The sequence below is a fragment of the Niastella vici genome (genome assembly GCF_002077945.1).
GTDB lineage: Bacteria > Bacteroidota > Bacteroidia > Chitinophagales > Chitinophagaceae > Niastella > Niastella vici.
Genome location: NZ_LVYD01000054.1, coordinates 147437 through 168889, shown reverse-complemented (window position 1 = coordinate 168889; position 21453 = coordinate 147437). Strand labels below are relative to the sequence as shown.

At 46.8% G+C, this 21453-nt stretch carries 17 protein-coding genes and 1 tRNA gene; 8 read left to right on the top strand and 10 right to left on the bottom strand.

Features of this window, described 5'->3' with window-relative positions; translation table 11 throughout:
- Window positions 1-36: 36 nt before the first annotated feature.
- Both A3860_RS22510 and A3860_RS22505 read right to left on the bottom strand, forming a co-directional pair.
- Complete coding sequence (locus tag A3860_RS22510) at window positions 37-456, bottom strand: helix-turn-helix domain-containing protein (RefSeq protein ID WP_081150186.1); 420 nt, start codon at window positions 454-456, stop codon at window positions 37-39.
- A 411-nt stretch (window positions 457-867) separates the two neighbouring features.
- Complete coding sequence (locus A3860_RS22505) at window positions 868-1791, bottom strand: extracellular catalytic domain type 1 short-chain-length polyhydroxyalkanoate depolymerase (protein ID WP_081150184.1); 924 nt, start codon at window positions 1789-1791, stop codon at window positions 868-870.
- 205 nt (window positions 1792-1996) lie between these two features.
- Between A3860_RS22505 and A3860_RS22500 the strand changes: the two genes are divergently transcribed.
- A complete protein-coding gene (locus tag A3860_RS22500) occupies window positions 1997-4264 on the top strand; it encodes a PA14 domain-containing protein (protein ID WP_081150182.1) in 2268 nt (755 codons plus the stop codon).
- A gap of 200 nt (window positions 4265-4464) precedes the next feature.
- A complete protein-coding gene (locus tag A3860_RS22495) occupies window positions 4465-5451 on the top strand; it encodes an alpha/beta hydrolase (RefSeq protein ID WP_081150180.1) in 987 nt (328 codons plus the stop codon).
- A gap of 66 nt (window positions 5452-5517) precedes the next feature.
- Here A3860_RS22495 and A3860_RS22490 read toward each other — a convergent pair whose 3' ends face one another.
- Window positions 5518-6468 (bottom strand): alpha/beta hydrolase, encoded by a 951-nt coding sequence (locus A3860_RS22490; protein ID WP_143774220.1) that lies wholly within the window; start codon window positions 6466-6468, stop codon window positions 5518-5520.
- Between the two features lie 126 nt (window positions 6469-6594).
- On the opposite strand from A3860_RS22490, the gene A3860_RS22485 reads away from it, so the two are divergent.
- Entirely contained in the window at window positions 6595-7362 is a 768-nt protein-coding gene (locus A3860_RS22485; protein ID WP_081150176.1) for a hypothetical protein, read from the top strand.
- Between the two features lie 34 nt (window positions 7363-7396).
- Here the strand turns inward: A3860_RS22485 and A3860_RS22480 are convergent, their stop codons facing one another.
- Complete coding sequence (locus A3860_RS22480) at window positions 7397-8323, bottom strand: VOC family protein (RefSeq protein WP_081150174.1); 927 nt, start codon at window positions 8321-8323, stop codon at window positions 7397-7399.
- 183 nt (window positions 8324-8506) lie between these two features.
- Between A3860_RS22480 and A3860_RS22475 the strand changes: the two genes are divergently transcribed.
- The gene (locus tag A3860_RS22475) at window positions 8507-9055 is read left to right on the top strand and encodes a signal peptidase II (protein ID WP_081150172.1); all 549 of its coding nucleotides are present in this window, start codon (window positions 8507-8509) and stop codon (window positions 9053-9055) included.
- Window positions 9056-9199: 144 nt separating this feature from the next.
- On the opposite strand, the gene A3860_RS22470 is transcribed toward A3860_RS22475, so the two are convergent.
- The 4 genes from A3860_RS22470 to A3860_RS22455 form a co-directional block, all read right to left on the bottom strand.
- Window positions 9200-10162, bottom strand: coding sequence for a hypothetical protein (locus tag A3860_RS22470; RefSeq protein WP_081150170.1), 963 nt, complete (start codon window positions 10160-10162; stop codon window positions 9200-9202).
- 322 nt (window positions 10163-10484) lie between these two features.
- A complete protein-coding gene (locus tag A3860_RS22465; RefSeq protein ID WP_081150168.1) occupies window positions 10485-13703 on the bottom strand; it encodes an error-prone DNA polymerase in 3219 nt (1072 codons plus the stop codon).
- 11 nt (window positions 13704-13714) lie between these two features.
- Entirely contained in the window at window positions 13715-15214 is a 1500-nt protein-coding gene (locus tag A3860_RS22460) for a Y-family DNA polymerase (protein WP_081150166.1), read from the bottom strand.
- 1 nt (window position 15215) lies between these two features.
- Window positions 15216-15938, bottom strand: coding sequence for an ImuA family protein (locus A3860_RS22455; protein WP_081150164.1), 723 nt, complete (start codon window positions 15936-15938; stop codon window positions 15216-15218).
- 184 nt (window positions 15939-16122) lie between these two features.
- Between A3860_RS22455 and A3860_RS22450 the strand changes: the two genes are divergently transcribed.
- Window positions 16123-16311: a DUF3606 domain-containing protein gene (locus A3860_RS22450; protein ID WP_081150162.1), complete on the top strand. Its 189-nt coding sequence runs from the start codon at window positions 16123-16125 to the stop codon at window positions 16309-16311.
- An 85-nt stretch (window positions 16312-16396) separates the two neighbouring features.
- Window positions 16397-16822 (top strand): hypothetical protein, encoded by a 426-nt coding sequence (locus tag A3860_RS22445; protein WP_081150160.1) that lies wholly within the window; start codon window positions 16397-16399, stop codon window positions 16820-16822.
- 323 nt (window positions 16823-17145) lie between these two features.
- On the opposite strand, the gene A3860_RS22440 is transcribed toward A3860_RS22445, so the two are convergent.
- A tRNA-Gln gene (locus A3860_RS22440) sits at window positions 17146-17216 on the bottom strand.
- Between the two features lie 132 nt (window positions 17217-17348).
- On the opposite strand from A3860_RS22440, the gene A3860_RS22435 reads away from it, so the two are divergent.
- The gene (locus A3860_RS22435) at window positions 17349-18653 is read left to right on the top strand and encodes an aminotransferase class V-fold PLP-dependent enzyme (protein WP_081150158.1); all 1305 of its coding nucleotides are present in this window, start codon (window positions 17349-17351) and stop codon (window positions 18651-18653) included.
- Between the two features lie 62 nt (window positions 18654-18715).
- Here the strand turns inward: A3860_RS22435 and tyrS are convergent, their stop codons facing one another.
- On the bottom strand, window positions 18716-19993 hold the full coding sequence (gene tyrS, locus A3860_RS22430; protein ID WP_081150156.1) for a tyrosine--tRNA ligase: 1278 nt from the start codon (window positions 19991-19993) through the stop codon (window positions 18716-18718).
- Window positions 19994-20317: 324 nt separating this feature from the next.
- Here tyrS and A3860_RS22425 point away from each other — a divergent pair, with 324 nt between their 5' ends.
- A complete protein-coding gene (locus A3860_RS22425) occupies window positions 20318-21427 on the top strand; it encodes a putative type IX sorting system protein PorV2 (RefSeq protein WP_081150154.1) in 1110 nt (369 codons plus the stop codon).
- Window positions 21428-21453: the final 26 nt, after the last annotated feature.

Genomic DNA, 21453 nt, shown 5'->3' with positions numbered 1-21453 from the left:
CAAATAGCAATGGCGGGTAGAGCTTGTAGTGTATAACTATTGAGGGTTTACACCTTCTTCGGGGAACATGTGTTTGAAGATCCAGGGGAAAAAGCGGGGTACCGCTAAATGCCAGGCCAGCCAGTGGGAAGGGCATAGACCGGTATAATTCTTAAACATACGTGCAAAGCCCTGGTACGTGGCGTAACCCAGCTCATGGGCAGTGTCGGTGAAGGATTGTTTGTTGCGTAGCAGTATCTGGCAGGCCTCAGCGCCCTTTAATTCCATGATACTCGTCCTGATGCTCATATGATACACCTTCCGGTAATATCTGCACAGGCGGCGTGGTTCCAGACCTACCTTCCGGGCAATGTAGGTGACGGTTAAATTATTCTCTAATTCTTCACAAATAATATCGCTTGCTCTTTTTACTTTCTTCAGATCGGCGGGGGCAAGATTTATCATTCTCTTTTCCATAAATTAGGTAAAGGTTTATGAACAGATGTGGTTATAACATTCCCTTTCAACAACAGACAGGCTCACTTGCTTGTTGTTGATAGCTGGTACTACATTGTCAAAAAGTTAAGGTTGTATCATGGACCACGAAAAGACTAAATATCACCGTTAGCGTTCTTGCTGTGTTGTCTCTGGCCGTTTCTGTGAAGTAAATTTAAGTACACTCTTACATAACGATTTAATATTTATTTGAACTCTATGTACCGGGCTGTAAATTAATAATGTAATTTTTGACATTTTGCCAAAACGGCGAAATTTGGTTGTAATGGGCACCAGAAGGACACTTGCAGGTATCTTGTTTCAATAGCAAATTTATAGAACAGATACCGGTTACCAGTTACCGGTACCCGGCAACTGGTAACCGGTAACTGATCACGGCAACTCATATTTTTTGAAGAACTCCCAAATTAAATCAGTGGCGTCAAAAGCATTCGATGGCGCATCTGCTGCCGGCCTTGCGGGCAACCCGCCGGGCCAGGAATGGCCACCATCTTTGGTAAGATATAACTGTACCGTTGTGTTATTACTGCAATTAACATATTGTGTTTGCGTATACAGGGCGGTGTCAGTTACTACCTGCGGCGTGGCGGCGCAGCCATCGATGCCTGCCCATACCCGCAAGGTGGAATCAACGGGGTGGAAATAATAACCGGCCAGCCCAACCCCGCCGGCAAAGGGTACTTTGGTATCCATAGCCGAATGGATATGCAGCACCGGCATTTTTCGGGCGGGCTCACAAGGCGCCGTAGTCATCAACGTACCGCTTACTGGGGCAATCGCCGCCAGCTGGTCGCTCAACTCACAACCCAACCGGTATGCCATCATCGCGCCATTGCTCATACCCGTAACATAGATCCTTTTGCGATCGATCTTGTAGTTAGCCGTCAACTTCTGGATCAACAGCTTTATGAATTTCACATCATCAATATTGTGCTGCATCGCAAAGTCGCAACAACTGCCGGCATTCCAGGTGCGGATGCCCAACAGTCCATCACTGGGCACACCCTCGGGATACACAATAATAAAACCCGCACTGTTCGATTTGTTGGTCAGCTTGTAATCCGTCTCCATTTGTGCGGCACTGCCTGCCGTGCCATGCAACGCGATCACCAACGCGAAATGGGGATTGTCGTTATAATTGGGGGGCAGGTTTATTAAACAACTCCGCGAATAGCCATCTACGGCCAGGGTGTCGTAAAAATGAAAAACGGTAATGGGTGGAGTGTCTGTTTTGCGGCAACTGGTGGCAGGGAACGTCAAAAGCGTCAGAACCAGGTACACGATAAGTTGTTTCATGTTTTTTCCCAAAGTTGCATGGGGAACGAGTGTATATTCTGGTAAAACAGGGTGAGGCTGTATTTTTAAAGGGTGAAGTTACCGGTTACCAGGTGCCAGTTACCAGGGCCTGGAAACGGGAAACCGGCAACCAGTAACCGGTAACGGCTTTATGATTAACGAAGTCTTTTCTCATAAAAGGGTAATTTTGTACTAACAACCTCATATGCACCCCTGGCTGTTTGTAATATTCTATACTGTATGGATGGCGTTGAGCTTCAACCCGCCCCCGAAACCCGTGATTGCCTGCGGCCCAACCTCTGCATTCACCGGCTCCATCTCCAGCGTACGCAGCGGCAACTGGAGCGACCCAACTACCTGGGGTGGCCGCTTACCAGGCCCAACCGATGCACCGGTAATAGCAGCTGGTAATACCGTGATCGCCGATGTAAATACCAGTGTGGCGGGTATGCAGGTGGCCGGTGAACTCATCTTCGATCCAATGCATTCGGTTTCCATTCAATCAACAAAGAATGTGCTGGTTACGGGGCAACTGTTGATGCAATCGGCCAAACATTCCATTATACACGCGCTTCGCTTTACCGGGATCAATGAGGACAATTTTAAAGGCGGCGGTATGGACATGCTCGCCAGCGATATCGGCTTATGGGTAATGCAACGGGGCCAATTGCTGTTGACCGGTCAGCCGAAGACTGCCTGGACAAACGCCATAAGCGCCATTGCCGCCGGTTCCAACCAAATAACCGTGCACGACGCGCGCGGCTGGCAAACGGGCGATGAGCTCATTATAACGCCTACCGCTCATGAGGCCCGTAATACAGACCTGCGCACCATTACCGCCATCAGCGGCAATCTCATAACATTGAATGAAGCTACTACGGCGCATCCGCTCATCAATAACCGCTGGACCGCCGAAGTGGGCAACCTTACCCGCAACGTCCGCATCGAGGGTACAGCCGCCGGCAAATCGCACATCTTCATTCGCTCTACGGTTCCGCAAACCATTCAACAGGTAGCTTTCCGGTATTTAGGTCCGCGTAAAGACCAGGGTGGCTCCGCCGTGAAAGACCTGGTGCCCGGCCGCTATGGCCTGCATTTTCATCATTGTAACGAAGGCAGCGATGGTTCCATAGTCGACGGTTGTGTAATGCGCGATATCGACAATCATGCCTACGTACCCCATGTAAGCAACGGCATTACCATGCTGCATAACATTGCTTTTAATTGTACCGAAACCCCTTTCTGGTGGGACATGCCCGATGCCTCGCACCGCACCGTATGGGCGCATAACCTGGTGGTAGCTGCGAAATTCCTTCAGGGCGCCGTCTCGTTTGACACCAAAGGCGCGCCTACCTTCGGCACCAACGGCTTTATGCTGAGCATGGGCGACGACAACCGTTGCGACAGCAATGTGGTAGCAGGGCAGGCCGGACTGGAAACCACCAACGCCGCTTACGACTGGGAAGAAATGCCCATTGAATCGGCCTGGATCTTTAAAGGCAACCTCGCGCATAATTGCGATGGCGGCATCCGCAGCTGGCAGAACAATGGCAAGAACCACGTGCTGGAACAAACTACTATCTATAACTGCAACATAGGCGTATTTCACGGCGCCTATGCCAACAACTATACTTACAACGGCGGCACTATCTACAACAGCGTGTTTGAAGACCATGCGGCCAGTGCCGAGAACGGCGTGCGCATCGAGCACCTGACACTCGATGGGGCCAATCAGGTGCCGTATCCTTTCCGTATGGTGGAAGGCCCGGGTAAAGGCGCGCGGCCTGTTTTGCTGCGGAACTGCATCATCAAAGGCGGCGCCAAAGGGGCCGTGCTGAATGCCAGCAACAATGGCGTGAAATCGCTGGATGTAGTGCAATGCGATATTCAGGGCGCTATGATATTTTCGCCCGATGCCGGGAAGGAAGAAGTGATCCGCGTGCAACCGGTAAAAGGACCCGCCTATGAGCTCACGCACCACGGCAAAAGCAACATAACGTCTTTTGCGCCGGCAGCGTGGGGCAGCGGTGAAGGATTAACCGGCGTGTATTATAATGGGAATGCGTTTGATGATTCGGCGGAAACGCGCATCGATCCCCTCATCAGTTTTCCCGAATGGTTACTCCCCCTGCCGGGACTGGCCACTGGCGTGCATTATAAAATAAAGGACACGCGGTACAGCATCCGCTTTACCGGATCGGTTCAACCCCAGTTTACCGAGAACTATATCTTCTTCACCGAAGTAGGCGGCGGTGTTCGGTTGTGGATCAATGATAAATTGCTCATCGACCACTGGCAGGAACATTATACCACCACCTATACCGCAGACCCCATTGCCCTGGAAGCGGGAAAAAAATACCGCATAAAACTGGAATACTTCAACAACGACGACCGCTCTTCTTTATACCTCTTCTGGCAAAGCGCCTCCCTGCCAAAAGAACTGGTGCCACAAAGTCAGTTATATCCGGACTGAGATGCCTGGGATTTATGACTGGGATGTCTGGGTTTTTGGGATGTTGGGACTTTGAAATTTCTATTAGGAAATTAGGGGTTTGAATTTTGGGTTTTTTATTTTCTTACCTTGGGCAACATTTCATTTCAATCTATACCTCCTGATTGTAGCGCAGCCGGAATTCCTGAAACAATTATTGTTCACATCTAAAACATTTACTCATGCCAACTACAGCAGTAGAGGTAGCGAATTATGCTACCGACAACGCCATTGAAGTGCAGACAAAAGCCTTTTTGAAAGCATTGAACACGGGTGGTGGAAAACCCATGGAAACCATGCAACCCGCCGAGGCCCGCAAAGTGCTGGAGGGCGCCCAGTCTTCCGTGACTGTTGACCTTAGCGGCATTGACGTAAGCGAACGCACCATTACGCAGGATGGATTGTCGGTCAACATTCATGTAGTGCGGCCGGCAGGCGTAACGCGGACGCTGCCGGTATTTATGTTCTTTCATGGCGGCGGCTGGGTGCTGGGCGATTTTCCCACGCATCAACGCCTGGTGCGCGACCTGGTAATACAATCGGGCATGGCTTCCGTGTTCGTTGATTATACGCCTTCGCCCGAAGCAAAATATCCCGTGGCCATTACAGAAGCCTATGTAGCTACCAAATGGGTGGCAGAGCATGGCGAAGAAATAAATGTGGATGGACAACGGCTCGCCGTGGTGGGTAACAGCGTGGGCGGTAATATGGCGGCCGTGGTGTCGCTGATGGCAAAGGAAAAGAAGGAACCCGACATTCGCCTGCAGGTATTATTATGGCCGGTGACCGATGCGAATTTTGATACCGACTCGTACTGGAAATACGCCAACCAGCGCTTTCTCACCCGCAATATGATGTTGTGGTTCTGGGACCATTATACCATGGACCCCAACCATCGCCAGGACATTCATACATCGCCATTGCGGGCTACGGTTGATCAATTGAAAGGACTGCCGCCCGCCCTGGTGCAAACGGCAGAAAATGATGTACTACGGGATGAGGGCGAGGCTTATGCGCGAAAGATGAATGAGGCCGGTGTGCCCGTAACCCTGGTGCGCGTGCAGGGCATGATCCATGATTATGGCCTGTTGAACCCCCTGGCCAGTATACCGGCGGTACAAAGCGCCCTGCGTTTTGCTGCCAATGAGATCAGGTATGCGTTGTTGTAATTTATTTGATCAATAAAGAAAAGCCCGCTGCTTTGTTGAGGCAGCGGGCTTTTCTTTATAGCAGTTTTAATCCATTTCTACCTTATTCGTGATGGCCTCACCCTTTACCAGCTTTTTGAAGAAAGCAGCCGCACGCGGCATGGTAAAGGCCGGACCATACTCACTCGGTCCATGACCGCCGCCCACTTTCAGGTACAATTGATAGGGTTTTTTGGCGGCATACACCCGCCGGGTTAAACAGGCAGAGCCATATTCAACCCCATAGTTGGAGCAACTGTTCGCATACCCGAAATCGTACGGCACAACGCCATCATAGGTGCCATGGAAAGAGATCATGGGCCGGGCAGTGGAACCCGATACCAGGTTGGAATCGGGCAGCGCGCCCCACAAATTGGCAACGCCTTTTATGGAAAACGCATTGGTGAGATTATTGCCACTGGTGTTCAGCGGGCCCAACTGAGCGCGTTCGGCAACACACAATTGTTGCGCAACCGCATCCGGAATATAGGTAGTGGTGAGGGCCGTGCCGGAACCGGCGCTGTTGCCGCCGATAAAGATCCAGCTGGTGTCGATGGCATAACTACCGGCCTTCGATACCAGGAAACGCAAGGCTGCATTGGCATCCTGCATGGCGCGATAGACTGCCAGCCGTTTGGAAGCCGTGTCACCCGTGCATTGGCTAGGGCCGGTGCGCCAGCCGAGGCGGTAATTAATGGAAACGGCCACAAAGCCTGAGTCGGCCAATATGCTGCAATGGGTCTTTTCATCGCTTTTGTCGCCTGAAACAAAACTGCCGCCGTGTATCATTACAACCAATGGATAATGACCGGCTGTTGTGGCGCCTGTGGGAAAGTAGACATCCATCAGCAGGGGAGTGCTTACACCGCCACTATCGGGAGCTGTACCATATTGTACATCGGTAAGTGCTGTTAATGGTTGTGAACCAGTGTCATTACTTTTGGAACAAGCGCAAAGGGCCAACAGGAACAAGGCAAAGGATAACGTTTGTAAACGCATAGGGTTGGGTTTTTTAAAGTGTTCCTTATAGATTGTTAAAAAAGGGGAAGGTTTAATGTGTTTTTTGAACTGGCTGCCCAATAATATTTTTACCTATATTCGTCCTACTCTAAAGAAAGGACTAATATGAAAGTATATACCCTGCTTGCATTTGTATTACTGGCTGTAGCGGGCCATGCCCAAACCAACCTCAACAATTATAAATATGTGCTGGTGCCCGAGCGGTTCGATTGCCAGAAGGAAGACAACCAGTATGCACTGAATACGATCGCAAAAATGCTGCTTGAAGACAAGGGATTTGTGGTCCTTATGAGCAACGATCAAACCCCACCTGAAGTAGCTGCCAATAAATGCAATGCCCTGAAGGCCGAGGTAACGCAGAAAAAAGGCATCTTCGTCACCAACCTGTCGCTGGTCCTGAAAGACTGCCAGGGCAATATCGTCTTCAAAAGCAAGGAAGGTAAAAGCCGCGAAAAAGAATGGCAACCCGCCTACCAGGAAGCGCTGCGGGATGCTTTCACCTCATTGAATGCGGCAAACTACAAATACGATGGTACCGTATTTAATAATCAAACGCCGCAGGCTGCTGCCACCACCACTGGTTCGGCTGTAGCGCCGGCAACTACTCCGGCTATAGCTCCGGTGCCTGCGCAAACCCCGGCTGCACCGCCCGCCGAGATGAGCGGTATCCTGTATGCACAGCCGACGGCTAACGGTTTTCAACTGGTTGATACCTCGCCGAAAAAAGTAATGACCATCCTCAAAACCTCAGTGCCCGATTATTTTATTGCTGAAGGCGCCAATGGCCTTGTGTTCAAAAAAGACGGCGCCTGGTATTTAGAATATTATAAAGACAATAAACTGGTTTCGCAAAAGCTGGAAATTAAATTCTAGAAAGGCGGAACCGGCTGAAAAGGCGTACAAAGGATCATTTTCCTTCGTACGCCTTTTTTAATTTCGCCACATCGATCTTCTTCATTGGCATAAGTGCATCAACAACGTGACCGGTTTGTTCGGGGGTTCCTTTGCTCAACATTTCTTCCATGCTGGCTGCCGTTACCTGCCAGGATACGCCAAATTGATCTTTGCACCAACCACATTGCTCACTTTCAGGAACGGCAGATAATTTTTGCCAGTAATAGTCTATTTCTGCCTGGTCGGCACATTGTACCATGAACGAGATGGCTTCGTTGAAATCGAAATTATGTTCGCCGGCGCTATCCATGGCAGCAAGCCAGGTATTCTCCACCATAAAATCGGCAAACATAATATTGCCTTCTTTTTCCCACTCCAGTCCGGCCGGATAGCGATGTGTAGCGCCGCGTTTGGTATTCTTAAACACCGATAAATAAAAATTGATGGCTTGCTCTGCTTGTCCGGCCTTGCTTTTTACAAACATAAGTGCAGGTATAATAGGCGGCCGTTGTTCCCCTTCGGGGTTGGTAAGGATCAGTTGCCACGATAAACCGTATTTGTCCATTACCCAGCCAAACCGTTTGCTGAAAGGGTATTCGCCAAGCGGCATCAGCACGGTACCGCCATCCGCCAGCTGGTTCCAGATAGCGTCCAGTTTTTCGCGGGCCACTGCTTCGCCGCCGGGGGCCGAACCAAAGAACAGCGGATCGAAATTTACCATGAAAGAGATGGATGGATTGAATTTAAACAGCGGTCCGGCACTGATGGCCATAAATTTTTGGTTCCATAGTGTAAAGCTTACCAGGTCGCAATCGCCCGACGGGGTATTATGCAGTACGGTGGTATTCGTTATTGATGATTGCGGAAACAGGGAGGTGTAAAAGGTTGCGGCTTCAATGGCTTCAGTAGCGTACCATAAATTCGGAATGATCTTTTGCATGATATCAGTTTTTATAGATTAACCTTATTGAATGCAAAAAGGAAAGGGTACTAAAGTTACAGAACCCCGGTTACAGTTTGGTAGGGTATTTTCACATTTCATCCTTTCATTTTGTGGGTTTAGCTGAATGGGCACGCGACCGGTTGGGTGCAACAATATTTTTGCGCCATTAAAAAAAAGAAAATGAAAATCTGGTCTCTTGTAATTGCATTTGTATTCCTGTTTGCACAGGACAATTTGATGGCACAAAATGCCGATGGTTTTACCAATGTGAAAGGCGTTAATTTTTTAAATGCCGGTATCGGCCTCGGCAGTTATGGCTTGTATGGAACCGGCGGATTGCCACTCACGGCTTCTTTTGAACATGGTATTACCGAAAACATAAGCGCAGGCATAAGCCTTGGTTATGTACAACGCAAATATGTAAACGACTGGAAATATACCTATCTCATTTTCGGCGCAAGAGGTTCATACCACTTTAATGAACTCCTGAATTTGCAGGAACCTAAATTGGATGTATATGGCGGCGCCGGGCTGTTGTACCGGCACTGGAAATTCAAGTATACCCATTCTGGTGGTGATGCGGTGGATGATTATAAAAGTTCGGGCGGTTCGGTCACTGTTGATCTGCATGCCGGCGGCCGTTATCTCTTTAATGAGCACATAGGCGCTTATGCTGAAGTAGGATATGGAATTTCTCCCTTGCAGTTGGGCGTTACGTTTATATTTTAAAGCTAACCCCTGAAAGGCGGGGCTGGTTCCTTCGGGGGCCAGCCCTTATAAAAAAAACGCCCCGGTTGCGGGGCGGCTTTTAAAAAAATTGCGGGATTACTGTTTTACAAATTTTATGTAGGCCATTTCGCCGTTCTTCTGATTTTAATTTTCATCAATTTCATCAACGCCTTCTGCTTCGCCATTACCCTTTTCGAACTTATTGTAGTATATACAAAAGGCAGTCGGGCCAGGCCCCTCCCATTCAAAGTTTCGCTCGGATGCACAAAGATTTATAGTTGCAGAGTCAATTATCTGAATACCCGCCCCATATCTAAAATGTACCCCTAAAGCACCTAATGCACCGCCCTTAGTATACATATGGCGACTTTCGATATGGTCCAGGGTTAGACTAGAGAGGTCCACTTTATAAAGGTCAATATAATCCTTATTTGAACCACCAAGGTCTTCTGTCCTGAAACCGAATAGATAAACATTACCCAGGGAGTCTGACGCTAAGGCTATATTGTCTCCTCCTTTCAACCCCTTTATTGAAAGTGGCCCTGACCATTTTATATTTGGATCGTCTAATGATGGCACTGAATTTGACAAATAAACGTCAAGTTCACCACTGTCCGTAACCCCGACTATAAATGTACCATTTATATAGGTGATACCAGCAGCTCCACTACCTTTGCTTTCTCTCCTTATCTGTGTATTCAAAAGAGTCGGCTCCCTCTTATCGGTCATATTAAAAAGGCTATAAAATAATACATACCCACTATCATAACTGCTATTTTCCAATGCCACAGCAACAAAATCACCAATCACTTGCATTCCTCCGGGATGGTTATAATGTTCATAAGGAGTGTCGTGACAATTCGTAGAATCATGCCCAACATGCATTGTAATAAACTTGCCCTTCGAGTATCCTTTATTATTATGAGTTAAGATAATAAAGTCACCAAATTGATTGCTATACAAAGCCATACCCTGAACGTGAGACTGCACAGTGGTGCCAACATGGCAATATCCTTTTTGTTTATATTTCTTTCCTTTTGCTGGAATAGCGTCAAAAACAGCACGGACGTTTTCAACAATCGGATTAGAATTTTTAGGAGTACTCATACAATAAATTAATTTAATTGGGTTTATTGTTTTTTATTAAAATCAACACATAGATGATTATTAATGGGAAGATATAATGAGATGAGGTGTATGAGCTAAATAACCTCAAAACTACAGTATTGAAAATAAGTACATTTATTGATCAATGCAACACTAACGGAGTCAATCCAGCGATATATTATTTTGTAATATTTAACCGCAGCATTATGTTATTCTAATAAAAAAGAAAAATGAAATACAAGTAAGGTAAGAGGTATAGGCCGGGAAGAATGTCATAATAAGTAGGGAAAAATGTCACTATTGCACGACGATGACAAAGCGATTACCTAAAATTCCTCCCTTTCGGAAACATACTTAATTGCTCTGCTTCCTGTTTTACTATTGCGTCGTTTTTATTTGCTATTATTGAAGGATTATCGCCGGTTTTCGAATCCTTTACATTGGAAATTCCCTTTTTTGCCTCCGCAAAAAGCTTTGAAAAATTATAACAGGCTTCCACGATCACATGAATGATTTCACCTTCTCTTTGCAACTTCCCTTCCAGCATGATCAATTTGGACAAAGCAATTTCCTTACGGTATAGCCTGAATAAATTTTCAAAAATGATCGCATTTACCGTACCTGTCTCATCTTCGATAGTCATAAAGCAAACGCCTTTGGCAGTTCCCGGTCTTTGCCGCACAAGCACTAACCCTGCAACCCGCACCGGGTCACCATCTTTGCCTTGTTCTAATTCGGAGGAGGATAAGATATTAAAACGTTTCAATTTTTCCCTGACAAAACTAACCGGATGCGCTTTGATGCTAAGCGAGGTTGTATAATAATCCTGCAATACATGTTCGAACGGCGCCATTTCCGGCAACTCAATGTGCTGTTCCTGCGCATTACCCGGTTGTTCTGCATACAAACCGGTAGGCGTATCTTTATTCGACACCTCCCACAACGCCTGCCTTCTGTTTAAACCAACAGACCTGAACGCATCGGCCGCTGCGAGCTTCTCCAGTGTTGTATTGGCCATGCCAATGTTCCGCAGTTCATTGATGCCAGAAAAGGATTTTGTTCTGTGGGCTACAAGCAATTGGATCTCATTCTGCCGCAAGCCTCTGATATGCCTGAAGCCTAAACGAAGTGCATGATACTTCCCGGCTTTTGTGTCAAGTGTATTATCCCATTCGGAATAATTGATATCTACGGGCTTCACTTCAACGCCATGTTTTTGGGCATCACTCACAATTTGTGCCGGTTGGTAAAAGCCCATGGGCAAACTGTTCAGTAAGGCGCAGGCAAATACATCGGGGTAATAGCATTTGAGCCAGGAAGAAATATACACAAGATGAGCAAAACTGGCGGCATGGCTTTCGGGAAAACCATAACTGCCAAATCCTTCCAACTGTTTAAAAACACGCTCTGCATACGCTGCCGTATAACCGTTCTTCATCATGCCCCTGATCAGTTTCTCCCTGAAATGAGACACCAAACCCGGCGATTTAAAGGTGGCCATGCTTTTTCTTAATTTATCGGCTTCGGTGGGCGTAAAGCCTGCTGCCACAATCGCAATTTTCATGGCCTGTTCCTGGAACAGTGGAACGCCTAATGTTCTTTTCAGAATGTCTTCCAATTCCTTTGATGGATATTCAACCGGTTCTTCGCCATTGCGGCGCCGTAAGTAAGGATGCACCATATCTCCCTGGATAGGGCCGGGCCGCACAATGGCCACTTCAATAACCAGGTCATAAAAACAACGCGGTCTTAATCGCGGTAACATGCTTTGCTGTGCCCTCGATTCTATTTGAAATACCCCAATGGTATCGGCCTTACTGATCATGTCGTATACGGCCGCATCATCTGGTGGAATATTGGCCAATGTAAGATCAAGCTCATATTTTGATTTGGCCAGATCGTACGCTTTACGGATACAGGTAAGCATACCAAGCGCCAGTACATCCACTTTTAGCCAGCCCAGGGCATCAATATCGTCTTTATTCCATTCAATACAGGTCCGGATTTCCATGCGGGCATTTAAGATCGGTACCAGGTCAGAAAGCTTTCCCCGGGTCATAACGAAGCCGCCGGTATGCTGGCCCAGCTGCCGTGGAAAACCAATATACTGGCGCGTTAATTCCAATACTTTCTGTAAGTGTTTATCCCGTGTGTCGAACCCTTCTTCTGTAATGCGCGTAACATCCATTGGCTGTTCCGGATATTCACCGAGCGACCCCACAGAGCCGGCAAGGCGGTTGATCGCATCCATGGAGAGCCCCATTGCCTTTGCTACGTCCCTGATAGCGCCCTTTGAATGTTGTTGTGTTACGGTGGCTACTATGGCAGCACGATCGCGGCCATATTTGTTATAGATGTACTGTATTACTTCCTCCCGCCGCTCATGTTCAAAATCAACATCAATATCCGGCGGCTCATTGCGGGCTGCTGAGATGAACCGTTCAAACAACAGATCAAATTTCGTTGGGTCAACGGAAGTAATGCCCAGGCAGTAACATACCGTAGAGTTGGCTGCCGAACCTCTTCCCTGGCAAAGAATGCCTTGCTGCCGGGCAAAACGCACAATGTCATATACCGTAAGGAAATAAGAGGCATAATTCATTTCCTCAATAAAATGCAGTTCATGGTTGATATTATCAATTACCTTTTGCGGTACCAGGTCGTTATAACGTTCTTTCGCACCCTGCCAGGCTAAAAGGGTCAATTCTTCCAACGGACTGCGCCCTGCGGTTATAATTTCTTCCGGATATTCATATTTCAGTTCATCAAGCGTGAACGTACAGGCTGCTGCAATTTCCTGAGTGTATTGTATAGCGCCAGGATGTTGCCGGAACAATCTTTTCATTTCAGCGGCAGGTTTCAAAAATCTTTCTGCATTGGCATGTAAGCGGAAGCCGGCATTGTAGATGGTGCATTTTTCGCGAATACAGGTAAGAATATCCTGGAGTTGGCGTCTTGCCGGCATATGATAATGTACGTCATTAGTGGCTACCAGCGGAATGTTAAACCGGTTCGCCAGTTCAGCAAGTCGGAAAAGCTGCTTTTGATCATCGCCACCATACGGCTTTGCGGCGCCGAGGTACAGGTTTTTTCCAAAGACGTCACGATACTCTTTCAACGAATTTATATAGGAATCGTCAAAAGCAAATGCTGCATTCAAATGACCGGGTGGGATGGAAATTAATTTACATTCCTGCGCATGGCTGTACACATCTGCTTTATATAAAAAGCATTCGCCTTTTTCTGCACGCGTATTGCCAAGGGTCAGCAAATTTGTTAGCCGGGCGTACCCATTTTTATTGGTTGGGTATACTAATAAGCCGGGGCCATCCAGCAGGTCAATACGGCATCCGGGGATGATCCTCATGTCTAACTCCTTTGCGGCAGCATGGGCACGCACCAGTCCGGCCAGTGTGTTCCTGTCGGTTATACCGATCTCTTTATAACCCAATGCCGCTGCCTGCTCTACCAGTTCATGAGGGTGAGAGGCGCCGCGAAGAAATGAGAAATTCGTAGTTACCTGTAATTCTATGTATCCCATATAACAAACTTTCAGGCAAAAAAGCCATGCATGAACCAATCCGTTTTCTTTTCCTGGTCATAATGACCGGCACGAAACAGCCAATAGCGGCAACCCTGTTCGTCTTCCACCGCATAATAGTCGCGGTGTTCGCCTTCCTCTATCCACCATTCCTGTTCTATGCGTTCAGGGCCGTCGGCTTTTACGACTTTATGTAATTTGCCTTTGTACCGGAAATTCATGGGCGGATAATCGGGAATAGGCGCCGTTACTTCGATTTGTTCCGGTATTTCCAGTAATAATACGGGGCGCGGTTTATTGATTTTCCATTCTGTAATGGGTTGCTCACTGAGGGAAGCTGCTTTTTTAAAAGACCGTTCGGGCAGGTAATGCTCCATGGGCAAATAACGTTGTATAGCATCGGGATGTATTCTGCCCGATAATCGATCGATCAGTTCTGCAATAGGCGCATCATTCAGGGCCGCACTTTCTTTCCAAAACCCTTCCTGCGCCGGGGTATAATCTTCTACCTGGGTAGCTTCCAATACAAAAAGTTCAATGCCGAGGTCAGGTTCGAATGTTGACCATTTCATTTGAAACAGATGGAACAGGTGGCTGACATTACAGGAAGCGCGGCTGGTACTGATCGATATCTCTACGGTATGGCTGTCAATGCGGTACCCTCTAAAGACCGCTGTCCGCAATCCCTTACCTTCTTTTTGCATACGCCCGCATAGCTGTTCAATGAGTGTTTGCAGCGCCATTTCAATTCCTTCAATGCGGGCAACCGGCTCCAGGCACGGTAAACGCACCTGGTAGGGTTCAATGGGCGTTATGGGTTGAATAAATTCCTGTTCTTTACCCAGCAGCTGGTTCAGGCGTTGAAGAATGAGTGCACCGAAACGGCGCCGTAAGGAAGTGGAGGGTAGGGGTACCACGTCTTTGATAAGGTTCAATCCTAAATTATGTAAACGATCCACCGTACTCTGTTCCACCCGTAAAGCTTCCACAGGAAGAGAAAGCAGTGCGGTTACCTGTTTCTCCTTGTCAACCACAGGTGCTGACCCAAACCGGGCAATGGCCCAGGCGGCGCCAATTGAGGCAGCCATTGCCGCTTTTGCCTGGTAGCCGTTGGATTGTAATCGATTTATGATGTCTGAAACATAGGCATCCTCGCTGCCCCATAAATGGGAACAGCCTGTGGCGTCCAGTATGATTCCATCAGGCGTATCTATCGCAACAAATGGTGTAAAACGGATGCACCATTCGGCGATCTTATTTAGTAGTTTGTTAGTAAGGCCTGGCCTGTCATCAAAATATTGCAAGGCGGGATAGATGGCCCGGGCATCTGCCAAAACCATTCCGGTGTTAATCAATAGTTTTTGAGCGTGGAGGTTGACTGCCGTGATAACCATCCGGCCATGGGAAGGCGCTGAAAATACAAATGCACTGTTCTTTAATTCGGGCTTGCGGAGCTCGAGCCAATCCGTTGCCAAATAGGGGAACCATATTGCCACATATCTTTTTTCCATCTCATACAATTTTCCTTAATGGTTCTACTCTTATAATAGGTTCAGGAACTATCAGCAGTTTTCCGGATCTCCATTGCATTTCCCAGGAACCAGGTTTTCCGTTCCGCACCTTTAATAATTGAACAAACCAGGTGGGAAAACCAAGGCCAGGCAGGTTATCTTCAGTTTTGCCCGGTGCCGGTGTTATCTGCCACCGGGTGACGCAGGATGTAATGAGGTTTTTAGGATTGCAGCGAAGCAGAAAGCCCGTGACCTTACTTTGTTCCACCGCTAACTGGAACCTTCTGCTTTCAGTAAAGCTGATTGCATCAATATGGCCAATAACAGCCGCAATGGAATCGCATTTGAGGGCTTCTTCCATCGCAAATAATTTATCTTTTTCTCTTCTTACATTAATGAAGAGCACTTTCTCAGGGTCAATACCAAATGCTTTCAGCGATGGGGGAAAAATTATGCGGGTTGAACTTATCCAAATGGTGGCGCCCTGCAGTTTTAGTAAAGAAGATAAAAGGCAGGTGATAAATCCGGTTGAAGCAGCTATAGTTTCGGGTCCTGTGCAAAAGAATTCATGGATAGCTCCTTTGGGAAAAGTACTATTCGGAAAAGCAGATCTGATCTGTTCAAGGCCTACCCAATCCGTCACATCATTCGATGCGGGTTTAAACCCTTGCAGCAAAAGAATTTCCTTCTGCAACTGAGCAATAATATCAGCTTTTGCAGCCATGAATGGTTGGGTTGATGTTACTAAATTTCGACATAAAAATACTAAATATATTAGTAAATAATTCGAGCCTTATTAAAAGACAGGCAAAAAAAATAGGTTGCTTCTTATACAAATGTGACAATCAGCTTTTAAAGCCTTTTGATACCGGGCACAATTTTTTAAAGTATTATATAAAAGAAATTTTATGTCAGACGATAAATCAAAAATTGGCAGGCAGGATGATATCCGTGTAGATCTTAATGATCAATCGGAAGTGGAATATTTGCACAGGCAAATTCCCAATAAAACACATCAGGAAATAAAGGATGCCATTAAAAAATACGGACCGTTTCGAAAGGACATTGAAAATGCATTAAATAAGGGAAATAAATAAAAAGAACTCCGGCCATCTTGAAGAATCATGGTTTGTGCTTTGAATGAAAACTTTTATCTAAAGTTTTTAATTGAACATTTACGTTATGCAAAAAGTAGTGTTATTAACCTCGATTGGTTTGTTGTTTTTTTGTATGTCTACATTTGCGCAAAAGGTCAATACAGATTCCCTTTCCTTAGTATCTAAGATTAGCTCGGATCAATTGAAACTGGGCAAACTACAAAATCAGCTTGAACAGAAGACAAAAAACAAACAGGACGCTTCGGCGCAGGCTCAGAAATCTGCGAATGAAAATTCAGACGCAGCAGATAAATTAAGCGATAAACCTGAGAATAAGAAATTGGCGAGAAAAGCCAACACTAAAGCCGGTAATGCCAAGAGTGATTCCAGGAATGCGAGACGAGAATCGGACAGATTGGATAAATTGAATAATGACATCCAGGATCTAAAGAACAGGATTGCTGATAACCAGGCCAAATTAAATAAGTACATACAAAAACGGGAAAACTAATCGCGCAACACCCGATACGACCCGGCATTAGCGTTTCTTCGTGTTTTGTTAAGTTGCCGAGCTGGATTGGCTTCGCGATCCACACCGCTTTGCATTGCTCAACGGCCTTGCAACCGCGGATTATAAACTTTCATTACTGGATTGGCTACGCCGATAAAGTTTTGTTACTGGATTGGCTTCGCCGATCCACACCGCTTTGCATTGCTCAAGAAACCCCATCCCGCCTTCGGCGGGATGGTTTTGTTTTTGCGTCCGCTTTGCCGAGCGAGCTCGGCACGCTGCCGCAAAAACAAAACCCCGGAGCGAAGCTCCGGGGTTTCTTGTTGCCCGACCTGGATTCGAACCAAGACAAACAGAACCAAAATCTGTCGTACTACCATTATACTATCGGGCAGCCTTTAGTCCCTTTTGAAAGGGAGTGCAAAAGTAAGGGCTTCTATCCTTTTCCCCAAATGAAAATCACATTTATTCATTATTTTTCCCGTGAAAATTTTTTATAAACCAACGCCTTATCAAACCCAGTCACATGTCGCTATTTAATCGCCGGTCTTTTTTACAAACCTGTAAAGCCCTCACCGCGGGTTCTGTACTGTCGACCCTTACCCAGCCGGTATGGAGCCGTAACCTGCACCGCGCCCTGGAAACGGCTTCCAATAAAACCCCGGAACAACTGGCTTCTGATGAAGACTTTTGGTCATATATTCAACAATCTTATACTGTTTCGCCCAATATCATCAATTTAAATAATGGAGGTGTGGCGCCATCGCCCAGGACCGTGCAGGAGGCCATGAAACGCTATTTCGATTTCTCGAACGAAGCGCCCAGCCATTTTATGTGGCGCATTCTTGACCAGGGACGGGAACCCCTGCGCCGCAACCTGGCCCGCATCGCCGGCTGCCTGCCCGAAGAGCTTGCTATTCAACGCAATGCATCGGAAGCCCTGGAAACTATCATCTTCGGCCTGCCCCTCAAAGCAGGGGATGAGGTGGTGCTGGCCAAACAGGATTACCCCAATATGATGAATGCCTGGAAACAACGCGAGCTGCGCGATGGCATTAAACTGATATGGGTGAACCTGCAATTGCCCAGTGAAGACACCGATTACCTCGTAAAGAGCTACACCCAGGCCTTCACACCCAAAACCAAAGTGGTGCATTTGACCCATACCATTAACTGGAATGGTCAAATTTTACCCGTACGCAAAATTGCCGATGCCGCTCATCAAAAAGGCATTGAGGTAGTAGTGGATGGCGCTCACAGCTTTGCACATTTTGAATTTACTGTTCCCGGGCTGGGCGCCGATTATTTTGGCACCAGTTTGCATAAATGGCTCAGCGCCTGCATTGGCAGCGGTTTTCTGTATGTGAAGAAAGAAAAGATCAAAAACCTGTTCCCCTTATTTGCCGCGCCGGATGCGCATGTTGATGACATTCGCAAATTTGAGAACCTGGGTACCCGGCCTTTCTTTATTGAACAGGCCATTGGCAAAGCCATCGAGTTCTATGAAATGATCGGCGCCCGGCGTAAAGAACAACGGCTGCTGTATCTGAAAAATTACTGGATGGAAAAGGTGAAAGATATTCCCGGCATTCAGCTCGGCACTTCCATGAAACCTGGTTTTGGCTGCGGCATCGGACTGGTAAATTGTCCAAAGCCAGGAAGAAAACCGGATGACCTGGATGTGTACCTCTTTAATAATTATAAGATCCATGCTACCAATGTAGATCATGAAGGCATTCTGGGGGTGCGTTTAACCCCGAACGTTTATACCTCCATCACGCAGCTGGATACGTTAGTGGAGGCCATACACGAATATGCTAAAAAGGAATAAAGCAAAAAAAAGCCTGAAGCAAAACAAGGTTGCTTCAGGCTTTTGGTTTTAACAAAGTATGCTTACACTGCTTTAACGAGATAATAATTATTTCTTCCCTTTTGCACCAATATGTACTGGCCATGCAAAAGCAAAGTGGCGTCTACCGTTAATTGTATATTCTCTACCTTTTTGCGGTTGAGGCTTACGCCGCCGCCCTGTACCATTTTGCGGGCCTCGCCCTTGCTGGGGAATATTTTTGATTCGGCCAGAAAGGTAACGATATCAATACCTCCCTGCACTTTGGTTAGCTCATAATCGAATTTGGTTACGCCGGTCATTTTCTCCAGGTCTTCCAGGCTGAGCGATTCGGCAGATGCATTTTGCTGTTGGAACAGTTTTTCGGTAGTCTCTACTGCTTTCCTGTATTCTTCTTCCCCATGTACAAAAATGGTCACTTCCTTCGCCAGTGTTTTTTGCAACAGGCGGGCTGCCGCATCCTTGCGATGGTCCTCAATTAACTGATCAATGATTTCTTTGGGTAGGAACGTAAATATTTTGATCCAGTTCTCGGCATCTGTATCTGTTGCCTTTAGCCAGAACTGGTAAAAATTGTATGGAGTTGTTTTTTCGGCAGACAACCATACGTTGCCCTGTTCACTTTTGCCGAACTTGCCGCCATCGGCCTTGGTCAACAATGGACAGGTAAGGGCGAACGCTTCCCCGCCAGCCTTGCGGCGAATAAACTCGGTGCCCGTAGTAATGTTACCCCATTGATCGCTGCCGCCCATTTGCAACTTGCAATTCTTATGCTGGTACAGCCAGTAAAAATCATAACCCTGCATTAGCTGGTACGCGAATTCGGTATAGCTGATGCCGGAATCGCCTTCAATGCGTTTTCTTACGCTGTCCTTGGCTATCATGTAATTGACGGTGATATGCTTGCCCGCATCGCGCAGGAACTGGATGAACGAAATGTTTTTGAACCAGTCGTAGTTGTTGACCATTTCGGCGGCGTTGGGTTTCGACGCATCAAAAACAAGGAACTGTTCCAGCTGTTTTTTTATGCCATCGAGGTTCTTTTGCAGCTGTTCTTCACTTAAGAAATTCCTTTCCTCGCTTTTGCCCGAAGGGTCGCCGATCATGCCCGTGGCGCCGCCCACGAGGGCAATGGGTTTATGTCCGGCCTTTTGTAAGTGTACCAGTAACAAGATAGGTACGAGACTCCCTATATGAAGGCTATCCGAAGTTGGGTCGAACCCGATATAACCGGAAGTCATTTCTTTATTTAGCTGTTCTTCAGTACCGGGCATTATATCCTGTATCATGCCCCGCCATTTTAGTTCTGCAACCAGGTTCATATTATATTGACATTAAACGAGTAATAAATGGATTATGATTCACCGCACAAACGTATTACATTTGCTGGGCCTTACATGATTTACCTATTCTTCAATACCTATTTGTATGTAGTAAATCAATGAATTATGCAAATGTAAGGAATGCCGCAAGTTTGCCCCTAAAATGCAATATTTTAATTGTAAAAACGTTTGGAGCTGTTGGCCCCGACCTGATAAAAAAGGCTTCATTTTCAATATAAGTTAAGCTCGCTTTGCCAACGGGTGCAGCCAATATCCTAAAGAAATAGTCTAATCAACAAGTTGCTTATTTCGAAAATTGGATTCATGAAAAGGACCCGTTTTTACGTTACCCTGGTTGTGTTAATGGTACAGCAATTTTCCTATGCGCAGTTCCGTAAATATTCTAATGAATTTTTGAATATAGGGGCGGGAGCCCGCGGCCTGGCAATGGCCAGCGCCCAGGTGGCTTCTGTCAGTGATGGAACGGCCGGTTACTGGAACCCTGCGGGACTGGTAAACGTAAAGGATGCTCCCCAGCTTAATTTAATGCATGCCGAATACTTTGCAGGTATCGGTAAATACGACTATGGCAGCTTAGCCATTCCCTTAAAAGATAATAAACGGGTGTTAGGCCTGTCGTTATTACGGTTTGCCGTAGATGATATTCCCAATACGGTTTTCCTGGTAGAAGCCGACGGATCCATCAACTTCAGTAATATCAAAACCTTTTCTTCGGCCGATTATGCATTCCTGTTCTCACTGGCCCAACCCATAAAAACAACCGGTAAAAGTAAAATAAGCGCCGGGGTGAATGCCAAGATCATTCACCGCAAGGCCGGTGACATGGCCACCGCCTGGGGTTTTGGTTTTGATGCCGGTGTGCAGATCGTCAACAACAAATGGAAGATCGGCATAATGGCCCGCGATGTAACTACTACCTTCAATGCCTGGTCGTACAGTTTAAGCGAGAAAATGCGTGAAGTGTTTTACTACACCGGTAATGATATCCCCAGTAAATCAACCGAGCTTACCGCCCCCAAGCTGATAGTGGGTGGCGATTATATATTCAGGCTGAACAAGAACCTGAACCTGATGGCCGAGGCCAATCTTGACCTTACGTTCGATGGCCGCCGCAATACCGTGATCAGCTCCAGTGTGGTAAGCGTTGACCCCAAGCTGGGGCTCGAAGCTTCCTGGAAGAATGTGTTTTTTGTACGGGGCGGTATCAATAATTTTCAACGGGCCCTCGACGATAATGATATCACCAACACTAAAAAAGTGTGGATCTATCAACCAGCAGTGGGCGCGGGGTTCAGGTTATCGAATGTGCTGATCGATTATGCGTTTACTAACCTCGCCAATCAATCGAATCCGTTATATACCCATGTGTTTTCATTAAGAGTGGATCTGGTGAAAAAGGGTAATAAAAAATAAACCCCTATTGATAGGAATCTGAAACA